Annotated in this window: 20 protein-coding genes; 4 read left to right on the forward strand and 16 right to left on the reverse strand. The window is 60.9% G+C overall.

The genetic code is table 11. The features are described from left to right. Positions 1 to 60: 60 nt before the first annotated feature. The 3 genes from DBR46_RS06225 (at position 61) to DBR46_RS06235 (ending at position 1826) form a co-directional block, all read left to right on the forward strand. Positions 61 to 336 carry a polyhydroxyalkanoic acid system family protein gene (locus DBR46_RS06225; RefSeq protein ID WP_124525435.1) on the forward strand — a complete coding sequence of 92 codons (276 nt, stop codon included), beginning with the start codon at positions 61 to 63 and terminating at the stop codon, positions 334 to 336. A gap of 104 nt (positions 337 to 440) precedes the next feature. Continuing rightward, entirely contained in the window at positions 441 to 863 is a 423-nt protein-coding gene (locus DBR46_RS06230) for a phasin family protein (protein ID WP_124525436.1), read from the forward strand. A 12-nt stretch (positions 864 to 875) separates the two neighbouring features. Further along, positions 876 to 1826 carry a phasin family protein gene (locus tag DBR46_RS06235; protein WP_124525437.1) on the forward strand — a complete coding sequence of 317 codons (951 nt, stop codon included), beginning with the start codon at positions 876 to 878 and terminating at the stop codon, positions 1824 to 1826. 82 nt (positions 1827 to 1908) lie between these two features. Here DBR46_RS06235 and DBR46_RS06240 read toward each other — a convergent pair whose 3' ends face one another. The 6 genes from DBR46_RS06240 to DBR46_RS06265 form a co-directional block, all read right to left on the reverse strand. Beyond that, a complete protein-coding gene (locus DBR46_RS06240; RefSeq protein WP_124525438.1) occupies positions 1909 to 2439 on the reverse strand; it encodes a fimbrial protein in 531 nt (176 codons plus the stop codon). A 15-nt stretch (positions 2440 to 2454) separates the two neighbouring features. Beyond that, positions 2455 to 3393: a fimbrial protein gene (locus tag DBR46_RS06245; protein ID WP_124525439.1), complete on the reverse strand. Its 939-nt coding sequence runs from the start codon at positions 3391 to 3393 to the stop codon at positions 2455 to 2457. 65 nt (positions 3394 to 3458) lie between these two features. Next, positions 3459 to 5924: a fimbria/pilus outer membrane usher protein gene (locus tag DBR46_RS06250; RefSeq protein WP_256659248.1), complete on the reverse strand. Its 2466-nt coding sequence runs from the start codon at positions 5922 to 5924 to the stop codon at positions 3459 to 3461. Between the two features lie 241 nt (positions 5925 to 6165). Then, positions 6166 to 6933: a molecular chaperone gene (locus DBR46_RS06255; protein ID WP_124525441.1), complete on the reverse strand. Its 768-nt coding sequence runs from the start codon at positions 6931 to 6933 to the stop codon at positions 6166 to 6168. An 8-nt stretch (positions 6934 to 6941) separates the two neighbouring features. Then, entirely contained in the window at positions 6942 to 7718 is a 777-nt protein-coding gene (locus DBR46_RS06260; RefSeq protein ID WP_124525442.1) for a molecular chaperone, read from the reverse strand. A 94-nt stretch (positions 7719 to 7812) separates the two neighbouring features. Next, on the reverse strand, positions 7813 to 8394 hold the full coding sequence (locus tag DBR46_RS06265; protein ID WP_124525443.1) for a fimbrial protein: 582 nt from the start codon (positions 8392 to 8394) through the stop codon (positions 7813 to 7815). Between the two features lie 331 nt (positions 8395 to 8725). Here DBR46_RS06265 and DBR46_RS06270 point away from each other — a divergent pair, with 331 nt between their 5' ends. Next, positions 8726 to 9421 (forward strand): response regulator transcription factor, encoded by a 696-nt coding sequence (locus DBR46_RS06270; RefSeq protein WP_256659240.1) that lies wholly within the window; start codon positions 8726 to 8728, stop codon positions 9419 to 9421. Between the two features lie 37 nt (positions 9422 to 9458). On the opposite strand, the gene DBR46_RS06275 is transcribed toward DBR46_RS06270, so the two are convergent. From DBR46_RS06275 to DBR46_RS06325, 10 genes are all read right to left on the reverse strand, one after another. Further along, a complete protein-coding gene (locus tag DBR46_RS06275; RefSeq protein WP_124525444.1) occupies positions 9459 to 10079 on the reverse strand; it encodes a TetR/AcrR family transcriptional regulator in 621 nt (206 codons plus the stop codon). Between the two features lie 27 nt (positions 10080 to 10106). Next, the gene (gene phaC / locus DBR46_RS06280; protein WP_124525445.1) at positions 10107 to 11789 is read right to left on the reverse strand and encodes a class II poly(R)-hydroxyalkanoic acid synthase; all 1683 of its coding nucleotides are present in this window, start codon (positions 11787 to 11789) and stop codon (positions 10107 to 10109) included. A gap of 88 nt (positions 11790 to 11877) precedes the next feature. Further along, entirely contained in the window at positions 11878 to 12723 is an 846-nt protein-coding gene (gene phaZ / locus DBR46_RS06285) for a poly(3-hydroxyalkanoate) depolymerase (RefSeq protein ID WP_017738853.1), read from the reverse strand. Positions 12724 to 12888: 165 nt separating this feature from the next. Continuing rightward, complete coding sequence (gene phaC, locus DBR46_RS06295) at positions 12889 to 14568, reverse strand: class II poly(R)-hydroxyalkanoic acid synthase (RefSeq protein WP_124525447.1); 1680 nt, start codon at positions 14566 to 14568, stop codon at positions 12889 to 12891. A 251-nt stretch (positions 14569 to 14819) separates the two neighbouring features. Continuing rightward, entirely contained in the window at positions 14820 to 15197 is a 378-nt protein-coding gene (locus tag DBR46_RS06300) for a gamma-butyrobetaine hydroxylase-like domain-containing protein (RefSeq protein ID WP_017738855.1), read from the reverse strand. A gap of 148 nt (positions 15198 to 15345) precedes the next feature. Then, on the reverse strand, positions 15346 to 16683 hold the full coding sequence (hslU, locus tag DBR46_RS06305) for an ATP-dependent protease ATPase subunit HslU (RefSeq protein WP_017738856.1): 1338 nt from the start codon (positions 16681 to 16683) through the stop codon (positions 15346 to 15348). A gap of 37 nt (positions 16684 to 16720) precedes the next feature. Beyond that, positions 16721 to 17251 carry an ATP-dependent protease subunit HslV gene (hslV, locus tag DBR46_RS06310; RefSeq protein ID WP_017738857.1) on the reverse strand — a complete coding sequence of 177 codons (531 nt, stop codon included), beginning with the start codon at positions 17249 to 17251 and terminating at the stop codon, positions 16721 to 16723. Between the two features lie 257 nt (positions 17252 to 17508). After that, positions 17509 to 18210: an SPOR domain-containing protein gene (locus DBR46_RS06315; protein WP_017738858.1), complete on the reverse strand. Its 702-nt coding sequence runs from the start codon at positions 18208 to 18210 to the stop codon at positions 17509 to 17511. A 1-nt stretch (position 18211) separates the two neighbouring features. Further along, positions 18212 to 19948 carry an arginine--tRNA ligase gene (gene argS / locus DBR46_RS06320; RefSeq protein WP_124525448.1) on the reverse strand — a complete coding sequence of 579 codons (1737 nt, stop codon included), beginning with the start codon at positions 19946 to 19948 and terminating at the stop codon, positions 18212 to 18214. A gap of 178 nt (positions 19949 to 20126) precedes the next feature. After that, the gene (locus tag DBR46_RS06325) at positions 20127 to 22346 is read right to left on the reverse strand and encodes a primosomal protein N' (RefSeq protein ID WP_124525449.1); all 2220 of its coding nucleotides are present in this window, start codon (positions 22344 to 22346) and stop codon (positions 20127 to 20129) included. Positions 22347 to 22400 lie beyond the last annotated feature (54 nt).

Consider the following 22400-nt stretch of genomic DNA (forward strand, 5'->3'; position numbering starts at 1 on the left):
TCACCGAGACCTTTTGCCGCATCGAAGGTATCCAAACCGCTATAAAGAGGAGTCATTGCAATGGCCCGTATTACTGTTGAGCGTGCACATTCCCTGGGTAAAGAAGCCGCGCGGGCAAAGGCCGAGAAGTTGGCGCATAAACTCAAGGAGCAATATGGCCTGGAGCCATCGTGGTCTGGCGATACCTTGAACCTCAAGCGCTCGGGGGTTAAAGGCACGGTACTAGTGGCGGATGATTCGCTGCGTATTGATGTGGAGCTGGGCCTGTTGATGTCGGCCATGAGTGGCACTATCAAGTCCGAAATCGAGAAAGCGTTGGATAAAGCGCTGGCTTGATTGGCGTGTTCTAGGGTGCCGATTCTAATTTTTCCTCCTACTTTGTGCCCAAGCCCTCAACTCCTGCGGGCCGTTCCTCCACCCTATTCTGCGTGAGGTGCACCATGGCCAAAGTTATCTTGAAGAAAAAAGTCGACACCCAGACCACTGCCCTGAGCGACGTTAAAACCTACGCCCGCAAGATCTGGCTGGCAGGTCTTGGTGCCTATGCCAAGGTCGGAAGCGAGGGCAGCGAGTACTTCAAGGAACTCGTTAAGGCAGGTCAACATGTTGAAAGTAAAGGCAAAAAAGTTGCAGTTGAACAACTTGAGGCCGCCAACAGTCAGATTGACCAAGTAAAGAGCAATGTCTCCTCCGTCAAAGGTCTGGTAGAAGTTCAACTGGATAAAGTTGAAAAAGCTTTTGATACTCGTGTAGCAAGTGCCTTGAATCGAATCGGCATTGCGTCTAAACATGACGTGGAGACACTCTCTGCTAAGCTCGAAGAGCTGACGGCATTGCTCGAACGTGTCGCGCGTAAACACTAAGGAGACATCGGGATGGCTGTTCAAAAGAAACCTCAGAAAGAAGGCAGCTCGTGGGTCGGGAAAGTTGAAGAATATTCCCGCAAGATCTGGCTGGCTGGTTTAGGCGTTTACTCGAAGATCGACAGTGACGGCAGCAAACTCTTCGAGACATTGGTTAAAGACGGCGAGAAGGCCGAAAAAGTAGCCAATAGCGCAGTCGGTAAAAAAGTCACTGCGGCCAAAGCAACTGCCGGTTCGCGCATCAGCGATGCGAAGAAACAAGTGCTGGGTACTTGGGGTGAGCTTGAAGGGGCTCTGGACAAGCGCCTTAACAGCGCCATTTCGCGCCTGGGCGTGCCGAGCAAAGCTGAAGTCAAAGCGCTGCACAGCAAGGTCGATACCCTGACCAAGCAAATCGAAAAACTCACCGGCGCCAAAGTGGCTCCAGTGAAAACCGCCGCCGCCAAGCCTGCCGCTAAAACGGCGGCTGCCAAACCGGCTGCTAAAACCGCCGCCAAGCCCTTGGTGAAAGCCGCTGCCAAGCCAGCTGCAAAACCTGCGGCCAAGGCGCCGGCAAAAGCCGCAGCTAAACCTGCGGCCAAGCCATTGGCAAAAACGGCCGCAGCCAAACCTGCCGCCAAGCCTGCCGCTAAACCCGTAGCTGCTAAAGCGGCGGCCAAGCCAGCGGCTAAACCTGCTGTCAAAGCGGCGGCAAAACCTGCGGCGAAAACGGCGGCAGCCAAACCTGCGGCGAGGCCGGCAGCGGCTAAACCCGCCGCTAAACCCGCAGTGGCCAAGCCAGCAGTCAAACCTGCGGCGAAAAAACCGGCAGTCGCGAAAAAACCAGCAGCTCCTAAGCCCGCTGTTGTAGCCAAGCCTGCCGCTGCGCCGAGCGCTTCGACCGCCAACTCGGTGTCTGCACCGACGCCTGCGGCAACCCCGACTGCAACGCCGGCAACCCCGACGCCATCCAGTCAGTCCTGAGTTCTACACGGACACAAAAATGCCCGTCCTGCAGAGGCCGGGCATTTTTTGTTTGTGGCCAAGCGCTCGGCCCATGTGTGCGTCAGCTATAAGTGATTGAAATGGTGACAGTGCTGTCCACCGTTCCCTGAGCAAGGGGGGCCGTGTTTTTCTGGTACGCGGCCTCAACGCTCAGGACTGCCTGTTTGCTGGCTGTCGCTATTGTGCGGCTGCGCTGGCTGGGGGTGCCCATGGCGTACATCACCGTTTTTTCAGTGGGCGTCCCAGCCCTTATTCGCACGGCAACGCCCTTCGCCGTTCCCGTGCTGGCAAAAATCGCCGGTATGAGCGTATCGGGAGTGCCGGTAAACAGGAACGTTACATTCCGGATGTCCGATTCGCATTCGGCGGTGATGTCGAAGTCCGTTGCTCCAATGACGCTGATGTTATCGAAATCCGACACTTTGACCGTTGGTAGGGTGATGGTGCGATTCACGTCTTTGGCCGACAGGTTACACGTTCCAGCATTGATCTGGCCGGCAAAGCGTAACGTGCCTGTCGTGGCCGCTTGGGCAGCAGGAATGGCCAGGCTTGCACTGATTGCCAGCAGTAGGGGAAGGGGTCGGATGTTCATGGGTACTCCCAGGTTTTAGTTGTAAGTGATGTTGACGGTGGTGGTACTGGCCAGCGTGCCTTGGCTGACCGTGCCGTTCTTGTGATAAGCCGCGCTGAGCGGCAAGACTGCGCGATTGCCCGAGACGGCAAGCGTGCGAGTGCCATTGGTACTGATGGTCTGGGGAACGCCGTTGACGCGCGAGTACAGCCAGAGAGCCACGCCCCCGGCGGTGCCGGTATTGGCAAACAGCAAACTGTTGCCTGGGGCGGGCGTGCCGCTAAACCGAAAGGTGACATTGGAGGCGTCGGTGCAGGTGGCGGTCAGGTCGAAGTTGTGCACGCCTGCGGAAACCACGTCTTTCAAGTCGCCGACTTTTATCGGGGGCAGGGTGATGGTGCGATTGACGTCACCGGCTGCAAGGTCGCAAGTGGCTGCGGGCCTGACAAAACGTACAGGGCTGCCGAGTTGCAGGCGGAAACGCTCTGGCGCGATAACCCAGGTCTTTTCCCAGAACATGCCGCTCGGTACTGTCCCGGTGGTCACAGGGCCGATTTTGTAGAAGGTGGCCTCTGCTGAAGTGAAGCTGGGGATTTTTCCGTAAACCTGTTGGTAACCTTGGTTGTAAAGTGCGAAGGCGGCTGGTCCTCCGCCGGCCCACATCATCGTAATGCGCAAGCCTATGCCTGGAACCTCGGTGTGGTAGGCGCCCGTAGCCGGGTCTTGCAGGCGTGAATATCTTCCAAACACTCCGCTGTGGGTGGCAACGGTGCAATTTGCAAAGTAGGCGGGAGCCGTACCGCTGAAGACTTGGCGAGTGATGACACTCCCGACGGGAAGGCTGTCCGGGACCGTGATGTTCGCGGGCAGGTTCAGCGTGAACGTGTCATTTTGAAACCTGTCGCACCTCGCTTGGGCAGCGATCGGCATGCCCAGTGCAAGTAGTGTCGACGCGAGCAGGATGGGGTACTTCATCTTCATGTCCTGTAGTCAGAAAGAGGTTGTTGGGAGCCGTGGACGCGACGTGTGCGCCCGTCGGATCAGCCAGGTGTGTTGGCAGAGCACGTTCCAGCATCCAGATGGCGTAAACGCGGTGCAGCACCTCCCCCCTGATCCTTCTGCAGGCCGTATTGCAGGCGGCAAGATGCGTTGTCATTGCTGCCCCACTTGACGGTCAACAGCCCCTGATCCTTCGCAACGCGCACAAACGCCTTGCCGCCCTGACCGACAATGCCGACGCTGGCGCCGTCTTCATCAAACACATCCGACCCAAACGGCAGGGGGCTGCCGTCCTCGCGTAGCGCGCTGATCAAGATCGCCTGGCCGCTGACCGTGTCGAACTGCAGCTTCACCACAGACCCTGCTCGTGGTGCGACGTTTTGCGCGGCGGTCTTGAGTTCTACGTCGACGGACAGGTCCTTGGGGTCCAGCTCGACCACGTTCTGGCGATATGGCGTGAGATGGGGCACCACGGCGTAACCGCTCTTGCCGACTTGGGCGCCGTGGTTGCCGTTGATCCGCGCGCCTTGTGCGTCAGGGGCCTGGACGATGCCGATCGTGTCGCCCAGTTCCGGGGCGAAGGTCACGCCCCCTGCATGGGCGACGATGCCACCGGTCATGCCCATTGATATCGCGCGGTAGGTGTTGCTCTGGCCATAACCTGCGGATAGCACGCCATGGCTCGCCTGGTATTTCACGTCGGCGCTCACCGAGTTACCGCTGCCCTGGGTCCGGCTGCCCCCAACCCCGTAGGTGAATTGGCTGCGCTCGCCCATCGTGCCGCCAATGTTCACACGCTCGCCGTTGCTTTGATTACCGCGAAACGCCGTGGTGGTCAGGGTCGGCGAGCGAGCATCGCTGCCCAGTGGCAAGCTCAGGGTCAGCTCCACTTGCTTGTCGATCCTGTCGCTCAGCAAGTCCTTGGTGCGTTGGGCGCTGAGGGTGTAGTGCATGCCCCGCCAGCTACCGGTGTAGCCTGCGGTGAAGGTCAGGTTGCCGCTTGAGCGGTTCCAGTAGTTTTGCGATGAGCCGGTCAGGTACACCGAGCCGTTGCCCAGGCTTTGGTTGAGACTGATGTCCATCCGGTCGCGCAGGCGTGACAGGTTGTCCAGGTTGCGTCCGTCGATGGCGAGGTCGCGAACCCGTGCTGCGTCGGCGATGCTCAGGAAGCCTTCCGTGGAGTAGCGGTAGGCACCCAGGGCAAAGTGGGTTCCGGTGTCGGTGAAGTTCTTGCTGTAACGCAACTGCAGGCTTTGCCCATCCCGCGATCCGTGCCCTGGAATGACCGCCCTCGAAGTGGTCAGGTCAAGCGAAAGCGCCCCCACCGGGGTGTTGAACGCCGCGCCCAGCAATTGAGACAGATAGTCTTCCCCTATGACTGCACCGGTGTAGGCGGTCAGCAGGTTGTTGAGACCGTGCTGGTAAGTCGCCTGCGCCAGGGTAGGGGGATGGCGCAGGCCGATTTCATCCAGTACGCCGACACTCAATGAGTGCCGGCTGTAGCCTGCACGCAGCAGGTTGGCGTTGGCGGCGAACGGCACGATGAATTCGCGCTGGCGGCCATCGGCTTCAGTCACCGTGACGGTCAAGTCGCCACCGTAGCCGGTGGGAAACAGGTCGTTGAGCACGAATGGGCCGGGTGCCACAGACACTTCATCCAACAGTACGCCCCGCTGGCGCACGGTGACTCGTGCATTGGTCTCGGCGATGCCGCGCACCACGGGGGCAAAACCGGTCAGGGAGTCAGGCAGCATCCGGTCATCGCTGAACAGGCTGGCGCCGCGCAGGCGCACGCTGTCGAACAGTTCGCCCGGGGTGTAGATTTCGCCCAGCATCATTTGTGAACGCAGCGGGCTCAGTTCGCGCTGTACGTAGGTGCTGCTGCTTTGATAGCCCGAGCCGGTGACTGTCCGGCTGAAGCTGCCGTTGTGGCGCCAATGCCAGTCACCCAGGTTGAGGCCGGTGTTCAGGCCCAGGTAATGGGAGTTGATCGAGCGGCCGTTCGTGTGAGTGGCAAAGGTGTTGGCGTTGTAGCGCACGAACGCGGCATCGACCCCGCCGTCCCAATGCTTGGGGTCTACATAACCGCGGGCTTTGCGTGTCAGGTAGATTTGTGGAACCTGCAGGCTCAGGCGGTTCTCACCTGAATCGAACTGACTGGTGCTGCCTGGCAGGTAGGTGGACATCTCCTCGCAGCTGGCAAACGCCGGGACGGGTGCGTGGCCAGGTTCGACGGGCTGGTTTTGCGGGGCGTCCAGGTCGATGCCGAACCTGATCAGCGCATCCCGTTCCAGGCACATTTGTGCTGAACTCTTGCCTTCGACCGCGACGAAGGCCAGGGTCTCGCGCCCTATCCATTGGCCGTTGAGGTAGACGTCGGAGCGGTAACTGCCGGGCAACATAACGTTGCCCTGGCTGAACTTCGAGATGTCGACCTGCTGGCTGCCTGCGCGATCAGGAAAGAAGGCCGGGTTGAACTCGACATTCTCGACAGCGTGGGCGCCCATGGCACAGGTACCGCTGAGCAGTAACAGGCTGCGCGCGGCAAGTGCGGAACGATAACGTGTCGGAGGCCAGCGTCTTGAGCTGGCGAGCGTGTTCAAACTCATGTTTACCACTTCCAAAAAATAGGTACTGTGCGAATCTGGGCAATAGGAGGCCCTGCCCTGAAAAATGGGCATCAGCCGAACGTGTGCATGACGTGGGTTACGTACTTGGCAAGCTACGGTGTCAGGCGGGTCTCACCGGTCATGTCGACACCTTGGTGCTGTGGGAGACGGTTCCCCCAAAGTCATCGAGTGTCTGGAACTCGACAGTCGCCGCTTTGCCTGGCGGCGCCTTGAGACTCGGCAACTCAAAGCGGTTGCGGCCGCCAGGAGCAACCATGTTCTCGGCGCCTGAGGTGGCAGCCTTGCGTGCATGACGCTGTTGCGCCTCCAGCACTTCGATCTGATCGAATGTCACGTGGTAGGGGGTGGGGTTGAAGACTTCCAACACCTGGCCTTGCGCGCTCGACTCATGACGCCACTGCAGTTTTCCCGGAGCGGCTTCGACCCCATAGGGCAAGGCTGCCGGGCGGAAAAACAGCTTGATCCGGGAACGGAAGGCCACTTGCAATTGATTGCTCTGCTGGGCGTCTTGAGCCTGAGCGGGAATCTCCAGCAGGTTGAACCAGAACAGGCTCTCCTGTTTCGACGGCAAGTCCTCGCCCGTAAAGGCAAGTCGCACGACCTGCTGCTTGCCTGGCTCCATACGGAAGATCGGCGGTGTGGCGATAAACGGGATTCCGGTCGCGTCAGGCGTTGAGTGTTCGTCGCCGTTGTCCAGCCAGGCCTGGACCAGGACGGGTGCCTGGTTCTTGCTTTCAAGCCGTACCGTGACTTCCTTGTCGTTCTGCGGGTAGATAATCCGTGTGTTGTTGATGACGACGCTGGCATGGGCGGTAACTGTGCTGAACAGCGCGAGTGCCAAGGCGCCGAGCCTGGCTGTCAGGTGTGAAACGAGCGTGGCGTTCATGCAATAGGTCATCTTGCAATTGAAGGGGAAAGGCTTGCCGAGTGGCGCACACGTGCGCCGAAGTCGCTGACGGTGGTGAATTCGACTTTGGGTCTGCCACTGGGGCGGTCGCGCAATTGCGGCAGTGCAAACAATTTCACGTCGCCGGCAGGCATCAGCAGGCCGTCGTTGGGCTCTTTGCTGGGGGCTTTGCTGAACCGTTTTCCTTCGCTCAGCAGGTCAACCGCCGTGAGGGAAATATGGTAGGGCGTCGGGTTGGTGGCCTGCAGCGCATAGCCTTGCTCCTGGGCCACCAGTTTCCATTGCAGCTTCGCCGGGGCGCTGCCCACTGGATAGGGCAATGCCTTGGGGCGAAGGAACACACGCAAGCGGGTACGGAACGCCAGTTCGATCTGGTTGTTTTGTTCGGTCCCCGCGGTCATCGGGGGGACTTCCAGCACGTTCAACCAGTACAGGCTTTCGCGGTCTGTGGGGGACGGCTCGCCCGAGTAGCGCAGGCGCAACGCCTGCTGCTGCTGAGGCTCGATGCGAAAGATCGGCGGTGACAGGGTAAACGGTGTTTGTGCGGTCGCTGGTGTCGAGCGCACGTCACCCGTATCCAGCCAGGTTTGCACCAGCGCCGGGCGCTCACCTTTGTTTTCCAGGCGCACGACTACCTCTTGTTGCTCGGCCGGGAAGATCACCCGGGTACCATAAATAATCACCCCTGCATGGGCGCTAATCGCGTGTAGCGACAACGCCCCGACGGCAAGGGTGGCCAGCGCAAGGCGAGCCATTTTTTTCATAAGGTCGCAGGTCTCTTCGAATTCGGGGTGGGGCCTGCGCAACGGCGGCAGACCCGTTAGGTGCAAGGCCTGCCGATGCAGGCCAATGCGCCCCTTAATCGGCGTACACGACCATAAAGCCGACGCGCGTCTTGACCGTACCTTCGGTCGCCGGTGCTGTGGCGTACATCTGTGCGGCCAATGGGATAACGGCCTGGTTGTCTGCGATCACCACGCCTTCGGATTTTTCGGTGTAGACGTTGATCGGGGAGCCGTTACGGTTAGTGACTTCAACCTGTACGTTCTTGGCGTTGGCGGTGTCGTCAGGGTTGTCGTAGCCGTCGATGTTCAAGCGGCCGGTTGCCACGTCAATCGCTGGGCTGGTGGGGTCGAATGCCACCATTGCGGTGCGGCCGTTGGTGCAGCTGCCTTCGCCCGGTGCGCCGATGCGGATGGTGAAGCCAGTCAGGTTGGCGCGGTCGCCAGGTTTCGCCAGGCGTGCAGCCGAGACACCACCCAGGTTGACGTCTTTGACCACAGCCCCTGTACCCGGTGCCGAACCCTCAATGGTGCAGGTCGTGTCGTTGACCAGTCCGGCGAAGTTGATGGTGCCGTCATTGGCGGCATGGGCGGTTTGCGAGACGGCAGCGGCCAAGGCAAGGGCTGCGGCAATGCTGGAGAGAGCGTTGAATTTCATAATATTTCCAATCGTGAATTGTCGATGTTCTTCCGCCGCTTTATAAGTGCGGAACTTTCAGGTGCATAAGTGGCGGACAACGTAATGTCTCCGGGAACACTAAATGGGTCTGTAGAGAAGTAACGATATTGAGGTAGTGATTGTTCGAAATGTTCGATTTCGATTCAAATAAGTTGCATTGACAGTGCGCTGTAAGGGGCTGCTGTAAGATTAGTCTGAAAGAGTAAGCCTTATTATTTTTCTGTGTTGATCCCTGCGTGTAGCTGAGATATACCGTGCTCGCATAAAGGGAATTGTTTGTACTGAGTTGTACTCACCTGAGTGGTTTGCCATGCCTACTTCAATGTCCAAGATGTACACCGTCATGTTGCTGGATGATCATGAGATGGTTCGGCAAGGGATCGAGTTAGGCTTGGATAAGGAGGCCGATCTCGAAGTAATAGGCTCCTTTGGCACCGCCAGGGATTTGTTTGACGCGCTTGTCCGAACGTCAGCGGATGTGGTGGTCATGGACTTTACGCTGGGACCCTCGGACGTCGATGGCCTCAGCTTGATCCAATCCCTGAATCGACGATTCAAGCAGTGCAGGTTGCTTATTGTGTCTTCGCACTACACACCCGCTACCGTATCGCTGGCGTTGAGGGCGGGAAGTTGGGGGGTGTTGGGCAAGACGCAAAATCTCACTGAATTGATCACGGCAATTCGAACGGTTGCCCAAGGGCGGATCTACTTGCAGCCGTGTATGTTGCCGGGCCTTCAAGATGTACAAGCCATTGTTGATCGGGCAACTATAAGATCGAAAATCGAGCTTTCGGCGCCCCAGCGATTGAACGCCTGTCTCACACCCAAAGAACAGGAAGTATTGCGTTGTTTTCTTGATGGTATGTCCGTGAGCTCCATTGCGGCAAAGTTTTCGCGCAGCGCGAGTACCATCAGTACGCAAAAACAATCGGCGTATCGGAAATTGGGTATCAAGACCGACAGCGAGCTATTTAAGTTTACTCAGCAGTTTGGAAAGTTGGGATAAGGTCGTTTCTGTAGGACTATTCGAGTTGAGCAATAAATCAGATTGGATTATCCAGATAACGCAGGGCGAGCTGTTCGGTCGCTTGCCGCGCTGGCGATAACAGGTGCGGCGCCACCAGCATCATGATCTGGTAGACCACCACCTGCACCTCACCTTCACGGTCGAGAATCCGTTGGTAGTCCAGGGAAAACAGCAGGGTCATGGTGATCTGCTCCACCAGTTGCCCCAGCGCCTGGGTGCCGCTGACCAACTGCCCGGCAGCCTTCAACCGTGCGAGCAATGAGGCCAGGGTGCGCTTGAGTGCGGTGAGCAGGTTGCGAATGCCCTTGGCCAGCTTTGGCAGGCGCCCCGCCAGGTTCGACAGGTCCTGGAACAGAAAGCGGTAATGGGCCATGCGCTCGACGATCAGGTGCAGGAACAGCCAGTAATCCTGGGGTTCCAGTTGCGCGTCCGCCGGCGGGTCGAGCAGCGGTGCCAGCTCGTTTTGAAAGCGCTCGAACAGCCCGAGCACCAGCGGCTCCTTGCCATGGAAGTGGTAGTAGAGGTTGCCGGGGCTGATCCCCATTTCATTGGCCACCTCCATGGTGGATACGTTCGGCTCGCCCTTCTGGTTGAACAACTGCAGGGCACATTCAAGGATACGGTCGCGCGTCTTCATCCAGTCTTCTTAATCTGATCGTTGAGCTCAGCGCACCCGCACATATGTGCCTGGTGCCGCTTCCATCGGTGGGTAATTCTGGTTGCCCAGGGCGGTGAGGGTTTCGCGTTGCACGCCCGAGCGCTGCTGGATCCATTCCAGCCACTGCGGCCACCAACTGCCTTCGACGTGGTTGGCGTCGTAATACCAGGCGCGCGGGTCGCTGCTCAGCTTGGGGTTCTCGACGTAGTTGGCCTTGGGGTTGCCCGGTGGGTTGAGAATGCTCTGGATATGCCCGCTGTTGGACAGCACGAAGCGCTTGTCGCCGCCCAGCAATTGGGTGGAGCGATACACCGCGTCCCACGGCGTGATGTGGTCGTTGATCCCGGCCACGCTGAAGCTGTCCACCGTGACTTTCTGCAAGTCGATGGGCGTGCCACATACCTCCAGGCCCCCGGGATGGCTCAGCGGGTTGTGCTTGAAGAAGTCCAGCAGGTCGCCGTGCAGCGCGGCGGGCAGGCGCGTGTTGTCGTTGTTCCAGTACAGGATGTCGAAGGCCGGTGGCTCCTTGCCCAGCAGGTAGTTGTTGATCCAGTAGTTCCAGATCAGGTCGTTGGGGCGCATCCAGGCGAACACCTTGGCCATGTCGCGACCGTCCAGCACGCCTTGTTGGTAGGAGCGGCGCTTGGCGGCTTCCAGGGTTTGCTCATCAACGAACAGGGTAGCGGGGCTGTCGATCTGGCTGTCCAGCAGGCTCACCAGGTAGCTGGCACTGGAGATGCGCCGCAACTGGCGCTTGGCTTGCAGGTGGCCTTGCAGTGCGGCGATGGTCAGGCCGCCAGCGCAGGCGCCCATCAGGTTGACCTCGCGCGCGCCGGTGATCGCGCGGCACACGTTGAGCGCCTCTTCCAGCGCCGCGACGTAGGTGGACAGGCCCCACTCACGGTGACGCACATCCGGGTTGCGCCAGCTGACCATAAACGTCTGCAGCCCGTTTTTCAGGGCGTACTGCACAAAGCTGTTGGCCGGGCTCAGGTCGAAGATGTAGTACTTGTTGATTTGCGGCGGCACGATCAACAGTGGCTTGGCGTACTGCTTTTCGCTCATGGGCTTGTACTGGATCAGCTCCAGCAGTTCATTGCGAAACACCACCGAACCTGGGGTCGTCGCCACTGTCTTGCCGACTTCAAAGGCATGCTTGCTGACCTGGCGTGGCAGGCCGTTGTTGTGCAGCAGGTCTTCGACCAGGTGGGTCACGCCGCGCACCACGCTGTTGCCGCCGGAGTTGAGCAACTCTTTGATGGCCAGCGGGTTGAGCAGAGTGTTGGAAGGGGAGACGGCATCGTTGAGCAGGGAAAAGGCGAAGTGCGCACGGGCGCGGTCATCGGCGCTCAGGGAGCTGTCGTCGATCCAGTGGCGGGTTTGCTTCTGCCAGCTCAGGTAGGCCTGCAAGCTGCGCCGATACAGCGGGTTGAGCTTCCAGGTGGGGTCGACGAAGCGGCTGTCGTTGGGGTTGGGCTCGTGCACGGTTTCGCCCAGCAAAACGCGGCCCAGCTGACCACTCAACACCCAGGCATGGCGGGCCGTGTGCAGCGGGTTGCGCAAGCCGTGGGCGGCCACGCTGCGCAGGGTCGAGAGCAAGTCCCGACCGCGCAGGCCGGTGATCGCATTTTGCGCATTGATGAACGCGGCCGGGGTGGGCGCCGGGTTCGTCACGGGTCTTTCTCGCATGAGCCAACACTCCTTCGTCAAGCCATCAACAGGCACGCCAATTCAGAACCATAGTCGGTTCTTGGCAAGTTGCGCGGCGGTGTGGTCCTTACACGGCCGGTCGCGGATGAATCACCGCACGCATGCGCTCCTCCTCGAGAAATTTCATGATGATCGGCGCCACGGCTTCGGCCCGGGTGATCAGGAACAGGTGGCCGTCATCGATGATGTGCAACTGTGCGTTGGGAATGCGCCAGGCGAGCATGCGCATGTTGATCAGCGGGATCAGCGGGTCGTCGTCCCCCGCTAGCACCAGGGTCGGCTGGCGGATCTTGTGCAGCCAGTGGATGCTGGTCCAGCCCAGCCCGGCGAACAGTTGCCAGTAGTAACCGAGCTTGCCGGCCGAACGCACTTTGCTCGCGTGCTCGGCGGCGAGTTTCGAATCACGACGGAACGAGCCGCCGTAAATCATCGGCGCGATGCGCACCACGTGGGACGGTTGGATATAACGGCGCGGGCTGGCCATCAGCCATAGCACCTTCGGCTTGCCCGGTACCATCACCGCGCCTGCTGCCGTGGCTGCGAGGATCAGCTTCTTGCAGCGCTCCGGGTAGTCGTAGGCAAATTGCTGCGCCAGCGCGCCGCCCCACGAAACGCCCACCACACTGACTTGGCCGTAGTCGAGGTAATCGAGCATGCGCGCCGTCAGCTTGGCCAGGCCGGGAAAGCGGTAGGGTCGCTTGGGCGTCGACGAGCCGCCGACGCCCGGCACATCGAAGGCGATCACTTCCAGGTCCGGGTCCAGCGCCTGGACGAACGGAAACACCAACTCAAGGTTGGCGCCGATGCCATTGAAGATCAGCAGCGGCGTCAAGTGAGGCTTGCCCGGGCGCACCGCCGTGCGGATGGTCTGGCCATCCAGGTCGATGGTGCGGAAGATGAACGGTTGCGGCATGCTCAAGCCCTGTGAAGTGGTGCTGTTTATCTGTAGGAACTCGGTCCATGTGGGAGCTGGCTTGCCTGCGATGGCATTCCTCCAGTCAGCCCATCAGCTCACTGACCCACCGCTATCGCAGGCAAGCCAGCTCCCACACTGACTGCATTTCAGCCATACATCTGGTTATCGTTCGTGTACATAAGTGCCCGGCGCCGCTTCCGCTGCGGCGTAAGTCTTGTTGCCCAAACTCGTAGGTGCCTTCTTCAGCTTCCCGGCCCGCTCCGCCTGCCACGCCTGCCAATGCAACCACCAGGAATCGGTGTGCTTGGTGGCATTTTCCTGCCAGTCCAGCGGCTTCGCCGTCAGGCTGTCGCTGGTCTGGTAGCGCGCCTTGGGGTTGCCCGGTGGGTTGAGGATGCTCTGGATATGCCCGCTGCTGGACAGCACGAACTCGACCTTGCCACCAAACAGCTGCGCCGATTTGTAGCAAGACTGCCACGGCGTGATGTGGTCGTTGGTGCCGGCCAGTGAGTAGATATCCGCGGTGACTTGCTTGAGGTCGATGGGCGTGCCGCACACTTCCAGGGCGTTGGCGCGTACCAGCGGGTTGTTTTTGAACAGTTCGATCAGGTCGCCGTGGAACGCGGCTGGCAAGCGTGTGGTGTCGTTGTTCCAGAACAGGATGTCGAACACCGGCGGCTCGTTGCCCAGCAGGTAGTTGTTGACCCAGTAGTTCCAGATCAGGTCGTTGGGGCGCATCCAGGCGAACACCTTGGCCATGTCGCGGCCTTCGAGCACGCCGGCCTGGTAGGAATGGCGCTTGGCCGCTTCCAGGGTCTGCTCGTCGACGAACAGCGCGACTTGGGTGTCCAGGGTAGTGTCCAGCACGCTCACCAGCAGGGTCAGGGCGTTGACCTTCTTCTCCCCCAGCGCCGCGTAATGGCCGAGCAGGGCGGTGCAGGTGATGCCACCGGAGCAGGCGCCGAGCATGTTGATGTCTTTGCTGCCGGTGATCGCGGTGACCACATCCACCGCTTCCTTCAGCGCCTCGATATAGGTCGACAGCCCCCACTCGCGCTGCGCCTTGGTCGGGTTGCGCCAGCTGACGATAAAGGTCTGCTGGCCGTTGCGCAGGCAGAAACGCGCCAGGCTCTTATCCGGGCTCAGGTCGAATACGTAGAATTTGTTGATCTGCGGCGGCACTACCAACAGCGGGCGCTCGTGCACCTGTTCGGTGATCGGCTTGTACTGGATCAGCTCCAGCACGTCGTTGCGAAACACCACGGCGCCTTCGCTGGTGCCCAGGGTCTTGCCCACTTCAAAGGCGCCCATGTTGACCTGGCTCGGCATGCCGCCGTTGTGCACCATGTCCTTGGCCAGGTGGGACAAACCGTCCAGCAGGCTCTTGCCACCGGTTTCAAAGAAGCGTTTGACCGCCGCCGGGTTCGCCGCACTGTTGGTGGGCGCCATGGCTTCGGTCATCAGGTTGATCACGAAGTGGCCGCGGCTGATGTCCTGTTCCGACAGGTTGCTGTCGCCGATCCAGTCGTGCAGTTCCTTGCGCCACGCCAGGTAGGTTTGCAGGTAGCGCTTGTAGAGCGGGTTCTGGCTCCAGGCAGGGTCGTGGAAGCGACGGTCATCGCTTTCGGGCACCAGCTCGGATTTGCCGAACATCACGTTCTTCAATTCGACGCCGAAGTGGGCGACGTGCTTGACGCTGTGCAACGGTTGCTTGATGGCTTGGGTCAACACCATCTTCGCCGAGGCGAGTAAGTCCTTTTTCCGTAACGCGATGATCGGGTTGAGCCCCAGGGTGTTTTCCGAGGCCTGGCGTTTCAAGTCATCGTTGTTCTTGTTACTCATCTACGACGCTCCATTGTCCGAAAGACGAGTACCGGCTACCGCTCTGTGCACCAAGTTTCGATACACGACACAAGCCAGGTACTGCGACTCGGGTGACCGTTGATACCGCATCGTCAAATGCAGGGAACTTGCCAGTTCCATTGGTTACCCGAGTTTAATTTTTTTCGCAAGCGGGCCATTCGTTGGCCACGCGACAGGGCATTCAAGCAGATGAAATTAGAAAATGCCTTCTAAAGCGCAAGACCCCTGGGCTAGAGCATCAGCCGCACGACCGATTGGCTCGGGTCGCGGGTTTTGCCGGCGGCTTTGAGTTCGGCCAAATAATCGGCCCACAGCGCGTCCTGGCGTACGGCCAGTTGGTAGAGGTAGTCCCAGGTGAACAGTCCGCTGTCATGGCCATCGTCGAAGGTCAATTTGAGTGCGTACTGGCCGGCCGGTTCGATCTTGGTCAGGCGCACGTTGAGCTTGCCGAATTGCAGGATCGGTTTGCCGTGGCCCTGGACCTCGGCGGAAGGCGAGTGGGTGCGCAGCAGCTCGGCGGGGAGTTGGTAAACCTCGTCGGGGCCGTAGGTGAGGCCGAGGGTGTTGGAGGTTTTGTGCAGGTTTACGGCAGTAGGAAATTTGGTCATGGCGATAATCCTGAAGAAACCGGCTCAAAAAATGTGGGAGCGGGCTTGCTCGCGAATGCGGTGTGTCAGTCACACAAGTATTGACTGATACACCGCATTCGCGAGCAAGCCCGCTCCCACAATAAAGCAAAGCGGTTCTGCGTGAAGCTTACAGAATGTAGCGAGACAGATCTTCGTTCTGCGCCAATTCGCCCAAGTGGCTGTTGACGTAATCAGCGTCGATCTTGATCACTTCGCCATTCTGCGCTCCAGCCAGGTCGCCAGCGCTGAAGGACACTTCTTCCAGCAAACGCTCCAGCAACGTGTGCAAACGACGCGCACCGATGTTCTCGGTCTTCTCGTTGACCTGCCAGGCGATCTCCGCCAGGCGCTTGATGCCGTCCGGCTGGAACTCGATGCCCAAACCTTCGGTTTTCAGCAGCTCACGGTACTGCTCGGTAAGCGACGCATGGGGCTCGCTGAGGATGCGCTCGAAGTCGCCCGGGGTCAGCGCCTTGAGCTCCACACGAATCGGCAGGCGGCCTTGCAGCTCCGGCACCAGGTCGCTTGGCTTGCTCAGGTGGAACGCACCCGAGGCGATAAACAGGATGTGGTCGGTCTTGACCATGCCCAGCTTGGTGTTCACGGTGCAGCCTTCGATCAGCGGCAGCAGGTCGCGCTGTACGCCTTCGCGGGAGACATCGACGCCACCGGAGTTGCCGCGCTTGGCCACCTTGTCGATCTCATCGATAAACACGATACCGTGCTGCTCGACGGCTTCCAGGGCCTTGGCCTTGAGCTCTTCCTCATTCACCAGGCGCCCGGCTTCTTCGTCGCGCACCAGTTTCAGCGCTTCCTTCACCTTGAGCTTGCGGCTTTTCTTCTTGCCCTTGCCCATGTTGGCGAACAGGTTCTGCAACTGGCTGGTCATTTCTTCCATGCCAGGCGGCGCAGAGATATCGACGCCGGAGACTTCGGCGACTTCGATCTCGATTTCCTTGTCGTCCAACTGGCCTTCACGCAGGCGCTTGCGGAACAGCTGACGGGTGTTGGAATCCGAGCTCGGCGCCGGGTCTTCGTTGAAACCCATGCGCGCTGGCGGCAGCAGGGCGTCGAGGATGCGTTCTTCAGCGGCGTCTTCGGCGCGGTGGCTGACCTTGGTCATTTCCTGTTCGCGCAGCAGTTTCAGCGCAGCGTCGGCGAGGTCACGAATGATCGACTCAACGTCGCGGCCCACATAGCCCACTTCGGTGAACTTGGTGGCTTCGACCTTGATGAACGGCGCGTTGGCCAGCTTGGCCAGGCGACGGGCGATTTCGGTTTTACCGACGCCGGTAGGACCGATCATCAGGATGTTCTTTGGCGTTACTTCAACGCGCAGTTCTTCGGGCAGTTGCATCCGGCGCCAGCGGTTACGCAGCGCGATGGCAACGGCGCGCTTGGCATCGTCCTGGCCGATGATATGGCGGTTGAGTTCGTGGACGATTTCGCGGGGAGTCATGGACATAGTGTTTGGCGGCCTCAAGCGGGAATAAGCCTAGGGCTTATTCGGCGAGGTCCTGCTCCTCAATGGTCAGGTTGTGGTTGGTGAACACGCAGATATCGCCGGCGATGCCCAAGGCGGTCTCGACGATTTCACGGGCCGACAGGTCGGTTTTCTTCAACAGTGCGCTGGCCGCAGCCTGGGCGTAGCCGCCACCGGAGCCCATGGCGATCAAGCCGTTTTCTGGCTCGACCACGTCACCGTTGCCGGTGATGATCAGCGATGCGTCTTTGTTGGCAACGGCCAGCATGGCTTCCAGGCGGCTGAGGGAGCGGTCGGTGCGCCATTCTTTGGCGAGTTCGACCGCAGCGCGCACGAGGTGGCCCTGGTGTTTTTCCAGCTGGCCTTCGAAACGTTCGAACAGGGTGAAGGCGTCGGCGGTGGCACCGGCAAAACCGGCGAGCACTTGGCCGTGGTACAGGCGGCGCACTTTCTTGGCGTTGCCTTTCATCACGGTGTTGCCGAGGGAAACCTGGCCGTCGCCGCCCATGACGACTTTGCCGTGGCGACGTACTGAAACGATGGTGGTCAAGGGGAGAGTCTCCACGCAGCGGGGCGAAAATGCCCTGGTGAAAACTGATATGGGGATGGTGGGGGGGATTTCAACCGTGGGGGCGGTGTGCGGACGAGTGGTGTCTATTGGTCTGACACACTCTTGAGAACGCTATAGATCAAATGTGGGAGCGGGCTTGCTCGCGAAAGCGGTGTGTCAGTCGCCGAAAATACTGACTGATCTACCGCATTCGCGAGCAAGCCCGCTCCCACATGGGGCCAGCTGTGTTCTTGGGGTCAGCGGCTCTGGCGTTGTTGTAACAACAGGTTGCTAAACCCTGCGCCGGCCAGTTGCTTCTGTGCCACGGTCAGCTGTTCACGGTTGCTGAACGGCCCCACCAGCACGCGATACCAGGTCGCATCCTTCACCGTGCCTGATTCCACCGTCACTGCCTGGCCCAGCAGAATGATCTGTGCCCGTACACGATCCGCATCCGCCTGCTTGGGGAACGAGCCCGCTTGCAGGAAGAACTTGGTCACCGGCGCTGCCTTGGTTTCGGCAACCGGCGGCGGTGGCGGCGGGGTGATCCCGGCCAAGGCGGCCTGGGCGCGCGCCGTGTCGATTTTCGCCGCTTCCGCTGGCGTCACCGGAGTGGTCGGTACTTGAGGCGTCGGCAGGGTTTTCTCCGGCACGGCGTCAGGCGGCACGATCACTTCCGATTCCGGCAGCAGCGTGTAGAAGTCGTACTTCGGCTTCACCGGTGCCGTAGGGCTCGGCGCAGTCTTGTTGGCTTCGGCCATTTTCGTGGCCTTCTGCTGTTCCTGCTTGACCCGTTTGACGTCGTCGCCCTTGCCCGGGTCCAGTTTCATCAGGAACACGATAAACGCGCCCACCGTAAGACCGATGGCCATCCACAGCCAGCCCGGAATCGGCTTCTTCGCCGGGGCCTGGTAGCGGCTGGCGCCGCGCTTGGGTGCAGGTTTTTTCTTGGCAGCCAACTTACATGCGCTCCAGGGTTTCCAGGCCCAACAGCTCCAGGCCTTGCTTGAGGGTGCGTCCAGCCAGGGCGGCGAGGCGCAGGCGGCTTTGCTTCTGGGCTTCGTCGTCGGCGCTGAGGATCGGGCAGTTCTCGTAGAAGCTGGAGAACAGGCCGGCGACTTCGTACAGATAGGTGCAGAGGATGTGCGGTGTGCCTTTCTCGCCGACGCTGTTCAGCACTTCGCCGAATTGTGCCAGCTTGGCCGCCAGCTCCTGTTCGTGCGGGGCATCCAGCACGATCTGGCCTTCAACTTCGCTGAAATCCTTGCCCAGCTTGCGGAACACGCCGGCAACGCGGGTGTAGGCGTAAAGCAGGTACGGCGCGGTGTTGCCTTCGAAGTTGAGCATCAGCTCGAAGTTGAAGCTGTAGTCGCTGGTGCGGTGCTTGGACAGGTCGGCGTATTTCACCGCGCCAATGCCCACCACGCGGGCGATGTTGCGCAGGTCGGCCTCGGCCAGCTCCGGGTTCTTTTCCTTCACCAGGTTGTAGGCGCGTTCCTGGGCTTCGTTGAGCAGGTCGATCAGCTTCACGGTGCCGCCGTCGCGGGTCTTGAACGGGCGGCCATCGGCGCCGTTCATGGTGCCAAAACCCATGTGTTCCATGTGCATCGGGTGCGTCACGAAGCCTGCGCGACGCGCCACTTCGAACACCTGCTGGAAGTGCAGGGCCTGGCGCTGGTCGACGAAGTACAGGGCACGATCAGCCTTGAGCACGCCGCTGCGGTAGCGCACGGCCGCCAGGTCAGTGGTGGCATACAGATAGCCGCCATCGGCCTTGACGATGATCACCGGCAGCGGCTCGCCTTCGGCGGTCTTGAATTCTTCAAGGAACACGCACTGCGCGCCGTTGCTTTCCACCAGCAGGCCCTTGGCCTTGAGGTCGTTGACCACGTTGATCAGGTCGTCGTTGTAGGCGCTTTCGCCCATCACGTCGGCCATGGTCAGTTTGACGTTGAGCAGCTCGTAGATTTCCTGGCAGTGGGACAGGGAAATCTCACGGAAGCGGCCCCACAGCTCCAGGCATTCCGGGTCGCCGGCTTGCAGCTTGACCACCAGGCCACGGGCGCGGTCGGCGAACTCTTCGGATTCGTCGAAGCGCTTCTTCGCGGCGCGGTAGAAGTTTTCCAGGTCCGACAGCTCGTTGCTGGTGATCGGGTTTTCTTGCAGGTACGCCATCAGCATGCCGAACTGGGTGCCCCAGTCGCCCACGTGGTTCTGGCGGATCACGGTGTCGCCGAGGAACTCCAGCACCCGTGCCACGCCGTCACCGATGATGGTGGAGCGCAGGTGGCCCACGTGCATCTCTTTGGCCAGGTTCGGTGCCGACAGGTCGATGGCCACGCGTTGCAGCGGGCCAGCCTTGCGCACGCCGATCTTGGCGTCGGCCAGGGCGGCGTCCAGGCGCGAAGCCAGGGCCTGGGTGTTCTGGAAGAAGTTGATAAAGCCCGGGCCGGCGATTTCGGCCTTGGTCACGCTTTCGTCGGCCGGCAGGGCGGCGATGATCTTTTCCGCGAGGTCGCGCGGCTTCATGCCTGCGGGCTTGGACAGCATCATCGCGATGTTGCTGGCGAAGTCGCCGTGGGTCTTGTCGCGGGTGTTTTCCACCTGGATCGCCGGCGTCAGGCCTTCAGGCAACACACCTTCGTTGACGAGTTGGGTGAGGGCTTGTTGGATCAGCTGGCGAATGGTGTCTTTCATGGTGTTCTCTTTGTGCCGCAAGCGACAGCGCGCGATGCGCGGGTGGAAAAACTGGGCATTATCCGTGGGGAGGGCGGGCTTGCCAACCGTTCAGACGGGTTGGCGGACCTGCGGGCCTCATCGCGGGCAAGCCCGCTCCCACATTTAAGGGGGTTCACAATTCAAACTGTGGAGTGGATCAATACAAATCCACGGGGTCCACATCCATCGACCATCGCACTTGCCGGCCGCTGGGCATTTGCTCCAGGGCAAGCAACAGGCTACTTAACAGCCGATGCAGGGGCGCGCGGGACGTTGCCTGCAAGAGTAGCTGAGCGCGATAACGCCCGGCTCGGCGCTCCATGGGCGCAGGCACCGGGCCGAGCAGTTCGATGCCGGTCAGACCCAGTTCGCCGAGCAAACGTTCGGCGGCGCTGCATGCTTCGTCGAGGAAACCTTCGGCCTGCCCCGGTTTATGCGCTTCGGCGCGCAGCAGGGCCAAATGGGAAAACGGCGGCAGGCCGGCGGAGCGGCGTTCGCTCAGCGCCTGCTCGGCGAAGGCAAAGTAGCCTTGTTCTGTCAGCTGGATCAGCAGCGGGTGGTCGGCCAGGTGGGTCTGGATAATCACTCTACCGGGCTCTTCAGCGCGGCCCGCACGGCCCGCGACCTGCACGATCAGTTGCGCCATGCGCTCGCTGGCGCGGAAGTCGCCGGAGAACAGGCCGCCGTCGGCGTCCAGGATCGACACCAGCGTCACCCGTGGAAAGTGGTGCCCTTTGGCTAGCATCTGCGTGCCGATCAGGATGCACGGCTGGCCTTTCTGGATGGTGGCGAACAGCTGGTTCATCGCGTCTTTGCGCGAGGTGCTGTCGCGGTCGACCCGCAGCACCGGGAAGTCCGGGAACAGAATGCCCAGGCGTTCCTCGGCGCGCTCGGTGCCCGCGCCGACCGGGCGCAGGTCCACTTTGCCGCACTGCGGGCAGTGGCGCGGCACCCGTTCCACATGGCCGCAGTGGTGGCAGCGCAACTCACCGTGGCGCTGGTGCACGGTCATGCGCGCGTCGCAACGCTCGCACTCGGACATCCAGCCGCAGTCATGGCACAACAGCGTCGGCGCAAAGCCGCGACGGTTCAGGAACACCAGCACTTGCTGGCCGGCGGCGAGGGTCTGGCCGATGGCTTGTTGCATCGGCCCGGAAATCCCACTGTCCAGCGGGCGGCTTTTTACATCCAGGCGCAGGAAACGTGGCTGTTTGGCGCCACCCGCGCGCTCGTTGAGGCGTAGGAGGCCGTAACGACCGGTGTAGGCGTTGTGCAAACTCTCCAGGGATGGCGTGGCCGAGCCGAGCACAATCGGGATGTCTTCCTGGCGTGCGCGCACCAGCGCCAGGTCGCGGGCGTGGTAGCGCAGGCCTTCTTGCTGTTTATAGGAGCCGTCGTGCTCTTCGTCGATGATGATCAGCCCGGGGTTTTTCATCGGGGTGAACAGCGCCGAACGGGTGCCGATAATAATGTCGGCCTCGCCATCCCGCGCCGCCAGCCACGACTCCAGGCGCTCGCGGTCATTGACCGCCGAGTGCACCAGGGCGATGCGTGCGTTGAAGCGTTGTTCGAAACGCGCCAGGGTCTGCGGGCCGAGGTTGATCTCCGGGATCAACACCAGCGCCTGTTTGCCGGCTTGCAGGGTTTCGCGGATCAGTTGCAAATACACTTCGGTCTTGCCGCTACCGGTGACGCCGGCCAGCAGGAACGCGTGGAAGCTGTCGAAGCCTGCGCGGATCGCCTCGTAGGCGGCGCGCTGTTCGGGGTTCAGCGGCAATTCCGGCTGGGCCAGCCAGTGTTCGTGGCGCGGATCGGGGGCGTGCTTGCGGATTTCCACCTGCACCAGATCCTTGGCGAGCAGCAGGTCGAGACTGTCTTTGCTCAGCATCAGCTTGCTTAACAGTTGATGCGCCACGCCGTGGGGATGTTGGGCCAGGGTTGCCAGGGCTTCACGCTGGCGCGGGGCGCGGGCGATGCGTGGGTCGTCGAGGCGCGCGCCGGGTGCCGCCGACCAGAAGCGTTCCTGGCGTGCTTCGGCCAGTTCGCCCTGGCGCAGCAATACCGGCAGCGCCCAGCTCAGGGTGTCGCCCAGGCTGTGTTGGTAATACTGGGCGGTCCACAGGCACAGCTTGAACAGGGCGGGCGGCAGCGGCGGCGTGGCGTCGAGGATCGCCAAGGCGGGCTTGAGCTTTTCGGCGGGCACTTCGCTGTGGTCGGCGACTTCCACCAGGATGCCGATCATTTCCCGCCGGCCAAACGGCACGCGCACGCGCATGCCCGGCTGCAACTGCGCCCGCAGCACGCCGGCCGGGGCACGATAATCGAACAGGCGGCGCAGGGGCGAGGGCAGGGCGAGGCGCAAAATGGCGTCGGGCACGCGGGGGTCTCATCTATAAAGGCAGGCGGTGGCGCAAGGGGCGGGAGCCTAGCA

The organism is Pseudomonas sp. KBW05 (assembly GCF_003852405.1).
Lineage (GTDB): Bacteria > Pseudomonadota > Gammaproteobacteria > Pseudomonadales > Pseudomonadaceae > Aquipseudomonas.